Source organism: uncultured Amaricoccus sp. (genome assembly GCF_937858865.1).
GTDB lineage: Bacteria > Pseudomonadota > Alphaproteobacteria > Rhodobacterales > Rhodobacteraceae > Amaricoccus.
This window is the reverse complement of the sequence record NZ_CALLYO010000566.1, coordinates 1-3,704: the sequence shown is the minus strand read 5'-3', so window position 1 is coordinate 3,704 and position 3,704 is coordinate 1. Positions and strand designations below refer to the sequence as shown.

The window sequence follows — 3,704 nt, the reverse complement described above, 5'->3', positions numbered from 1 at the left end:
GGGGCGGCCGGGCCGTCGGCGCGGCTCCTCGGGCCGCGGATCGTCGCCGGCCGCGTCACCTGCGCCATCGCCGTCGCCGAGGACCGCCGATGACCGTGCACTTCATCGGCGCCGGCCCCGGCGCGGCCGACCTCATCACGCTCCGCGGCCGCGACCTCCTCGCCCGCTGCCCGGTCTGCCTCTACGCCGGGTCGGTGGTGCCCGCGGCGCTCCTCGCCCACTGCCCGCCGGGCGCCCGGCTCGTCGACACCGCCCCCCTCTCGCTCGACGAGATCGAAGCCGAGCTCGTCGCCGCCGATGCCGCCGGGCAGGACGTCGCCCGTCTCCACTCGGGCGACCTCTCGATCTGGAGCGCGCTCGCCGAGCAGACGCGCCGGCTCGACGCCCGCGGCATCCCCTGGACGCTCACCCCGGGCGTCCCGGCCTTCGCCGGCGCCGCGGCCGCGCTCGGCCGCGAGCTCACCATCCCCGAGATCGCCCAGAGCCTCGTCCTCACCCGCGTCCCCGGCCGCGCCTCGGCGATGCCGCCCGGCGAGACGCTGGCGGGCTTCGGCGCCACCGGGGCGACGCTCGCGGTGCACCTCGCGATCCACGCGCTCCCCCGCGTCGTCGCCGAGCTCGTCCCGCTCTACGGCCCCGACTGCCCGGTCGCCATCGTCGCCCGCGCCACCTGGCCCGAGGAGCGCGTCCTGCGCGGCACCCTCGCGACGATCGAGGCGGCCGTCGCCGCCGACCCGATCGACCGCACCGCCATCGTCTTCGTCGGCCCCGGCCTCGCCGCCGCCGGCTTCCGCGAGAGCGCGCTCTACGACGCCGGCTACCAGCGCCGCTTCCGCGGGCGGGAGGGGCCATGACCCGGCTCTCCGACGCGCTCGCCCGCCTCGCGCCCGACTTCCCCGCCTTCGAGCCCGGCCACGTCTGGCTCGCCGGTGCGGGGCCGGGCGGGCTCGGCTACCTGACGCTCGACGTCGTCGCGGCGCTCGCCGCGGCCGAGGCGGTCGTCTACGACGCGCTGGTCGACCCGGCGGCGCTGCGGGCGGCGGAGGGCGCCGCGCTGCACTTCGTCGGCAAGCGCAGCGGCCGACCCTCGACGCCGCAGGAGGAGATCGACGCCCTGCTGGTCGCGCTCGCCCGCGCCGGCAGGCGGGTGCTCCGCCTCAAGGGGGGCGACCCCAACATCTTCGGCCGCGGCGGCGACGAGGCGCTGGCGCTCGCCCGCGCCGGCATCCCGTTCCGGGTGCTGCCGGGCGTCACCTCGGCCTTCGCCGCCCTCGCCGCCGCCCGCATCCCGGCGACGCAGCGCGGGGTGAGCCGGGCGCTGATCCTCGCCACCGGCCATGCCGCCGACCTCGACTGGGCCGCCCTCGCCCGCACCGGCCAGCCGATCGTCGTCTACATGGGCCTCGGCGCGCTCCGCGAGATCGCCGCGGCGCTGGTCGAAGGCGGCCTCCCCGCCGCGACGCCCGCCGCCGTCATCGCCTCGGCCACCTGTCCGGACGAGCGCATCCTCGTCGCCGACCTCGGCTCGATCGCCGCCCGCGCCGCCGAGGAAGGCATCCGCCCCCCCGCCGTCATCGTCGTCGGCGCCATCGTCGCGCTCCGCGACGAGCTGCTGGCGGTCGCCGCCGCGGCGGCGCCGGCATGACCGCGCGGGCCTTCATCGTCGGGGCCGCGCGCTCGGGCTCGGGCAAGACCAGCGTCGCCATCGGCCTCATGCGCGCGCTCGCCCGCCGCGGGCTCGCCGTGCGCGGCGCCAAGTCCGGGCCCGACTATATCGACCCGGGCTTCCATGCCGCCGCGACCGGCGCGCCGGGGGTGAACCTCGACAGCTGGGCGATGCCCCCCGCCTTCCTCGGCCACCTCGCCGCGGCGCAGGCCGAGGCGGAGGTGCTCGTGATCGAGAGCGCGATGGGCCTCTTCGACGGCGTGCCGGCCGCCCCCGGCCGCAGCGGCGCGGCCGCCGACCTCGCGCGCGCCTGGGGGGTGCCGGTCCTCCTCGTCCTCGACGTCTCGGGGCAGTCGCAGACCGTCGCCGCCATCGCCCGCGGCTTTGCGAGCCACGACCCGGGGGTGCGGATCGCCGGCGTCGTGCTGAACCAGGTGGCGAGCGAGCGCCACGAGCGGCTCTGCCGCGCCGCAGTCGAGGCGCTCGGCCTGCCGGTGGTCGGCGCCGTCCACCGCAACCCGGACATGGCCCTGCCCGAGCGCCACCTCGGCCTCGTCCAGGCGCGCGAGCATGCCGCGCTCGAGGCCTTCATCGAGCGGCTGGCCGAGGTGATGGCCCGCTCGATCGACCTCGACGCGGTGCTTACGCTCGCCCGGCCGCTCGACGCGGGCGGCAGCGCCGTGGCCGCGCTGCCGCCGCCCGGCCAGCGGATCGCGCTCGCCGACGACGCCGCCTTCGCCTTCGTCTACCCGCACGTCCTCGGCCACTGGCGCGCCGCCGGCGCCGAGATCCTCCGCTTCTCGCCGCTCGCCGACGAGGCGCCCGACCCCTCCTGCGACGCCTGCTGGCTCCCGGGCGGCTACCCGGAGCTGCACGCCGGCCGGCTGGCGGCGGCCGGGCGCTTCCTCGCCGGCCTGCGCCGCTTCGCCGCGACCGGAAGCGTCCACGGCGAGTGCGGCGGCTTCATGGTGCTCGGCCGGGCCATCGAGGACGCGGGCGGCGTGACCCACCCGATGGCCGGCCTCCTCGGCCAGGTCACCAGCTACGCGCAGCGGCGGATGAACCTCGGCTACCGGCAGGCCCGGCTGATCGGCGCCGCGCCGATCGGCCCCGCCGGCGCGCGGATCCGCGGCCACGAGTTCCACTATTCGCGCGTGACCGAGCCGGGCGACGATCCGCCGCTCGCCGAGCTCGCCGACGGCGAGGGCCGGCCGCTCGGGGTCTCGGGCGCCCGCCGCGGCAACGTCACCGGCACCTTCTTCCACGCCATCGCCATGGAGTGAGGCGCATGCTCGAGATCGTCGTCATCGGCATCGGCACCGGCAACCCCGAGCATATGACGGTGGAGGGCATCGGGGCGCTCAACGCCGCCGACCTGGTGCTGATCCCGCGCAAGGGGGCGGCCAAGGCCGACCTCGCCGACCTGCGCCGGGCGATCTGCGAGCGGTTCCTCGAGAACCCGGCCACCCGCATCGTCGAGTTCGACATGCCGGTGCGCGACGCCGCCGGCGGCTACCGCGCCGGGGTCGACGCCTGGCACCGCGAGATCGCCGCCCGCTACCGCCGCCTGCTCGAGCCGGAGACGGGCCGCGCCGCGCTGCTCGTCTGGGGCGATCCCTCGCTCTACGACAGCACACTGCGCATCCTCGACCTGCTCGCGGCGGACGGCCTCGCCTTCGCGCGCCGGGTGGTCCCGGGGATCACCAGCCTGCAGGTGCTCGCAGCGCGCCACGCCATCCCGCTCAACGCCATCGGCGGCGCGGTCGAGATCACCACCGGCCGCCGGCTGGCCGAGGGGCGCGCCAGGGCCGGGGCGACTGCGGAGACGACGGCGGTCCTCCTCGACGGCGACGGCGCCTTCCGCGCGATCGACCCGGAGGGGGTGACGATCTACTGGGGGGCCTACCTCGGCATGCCGGACGAGATCCTCGTCGCCGGGCCGCTCGCCGAGGTCGCCGGCCGCATCGCCGAGACCCGCGCGGCGGCGCGCGCCGCCAACGGCTGGATCATGGACGCCTACCTCCTCCGGCGCGGCTGA

The 3,704-nt window shown here is 77.6% G+C and carries 4 protein-coding genes; all 4 read left to right on the top strand.

Going from position 1 to position 3,704, the window contains the following annotated elements:
* Positions 1-89: 89 nt before the first annotated feature.
* Genes cobM through cobF form a run of 4 tightly spaced genes read left to right on the top strand, consistent with a single transcriptional unit; the run spans position 90 to position 3,704 of the window.
* Entirely contained in the window at positions 90-854 is a 765-nt protein-coding gene (gene cobM / locus Q0112_RS16760; RefSeq protein WP_297977132.1) for a precorrin-4 C(11)-methyltransferase, read from the top strand.
* A complete protein-coding gene (gene cobA, locus Q0112_RS16755) occupies positions 851-1,645 on the top strand; it encodes a uroporphyrinogen-III C-methyltransferase (protein WP_297977131.1) in 795 nt (264 codons plus the stop codon). The genes cobM and cobA overlap by 4 nt, the downstream gene beginning before the upstream one ends.
* Complete coding sequence (locus tag Q0112_RS16750) at positions 1,642-2,949, top strand: cobyrinate a,c-diamide synthase (protein WP_297977130.1); 1,308 nt, start codon at positions 1,642-1,644, stop codon at positions 2,947-2,949. The genes cobA and Q0112_RS16750 overlap by 4 nt, the downstream gene beginning before the upstream one ends.
* A gap of 5 nt (positions 2,950-2,954) precedes the next feature.
* A complete protein-coding gene (cobF, locus tag Q0112_RS16745) occupies positions 2,955-3,704 on the top strand; it encodes a precorrin-6A synthase (deacetylating) (protein WP_297977129.1) in 750 nt (249 codons plus the stop codon).

Coding starts and splice junctions, on each gene's coding strand:
- cobM (WP_297977132.1), top strand. CDS start 90: ATGACCGTGCACTTCATCGGCGCCGGCCCCGGCGCGGCCGACCTCATC.
- cobA (WP_297977131.1), top strand. CDS start 851: ATGACCCGGCTCTCCGACGCGCTCGCCCGCCTCGCGCCCGACTTCCCC.
- Q0112_RS16750 (WP_297977130.1), top strand. CDS start 1,642: ATGACCGCGCGGGCCTTCATCGTCGGGGCCGCGCGCTCGGGCTCGGGC.
- cobF (WP_297977129.1), top strand. CDS start 2,955: ATGCTCGAGATCGTCGTCATCGGCATCGGCACCGGCAACCCCGAGCAT.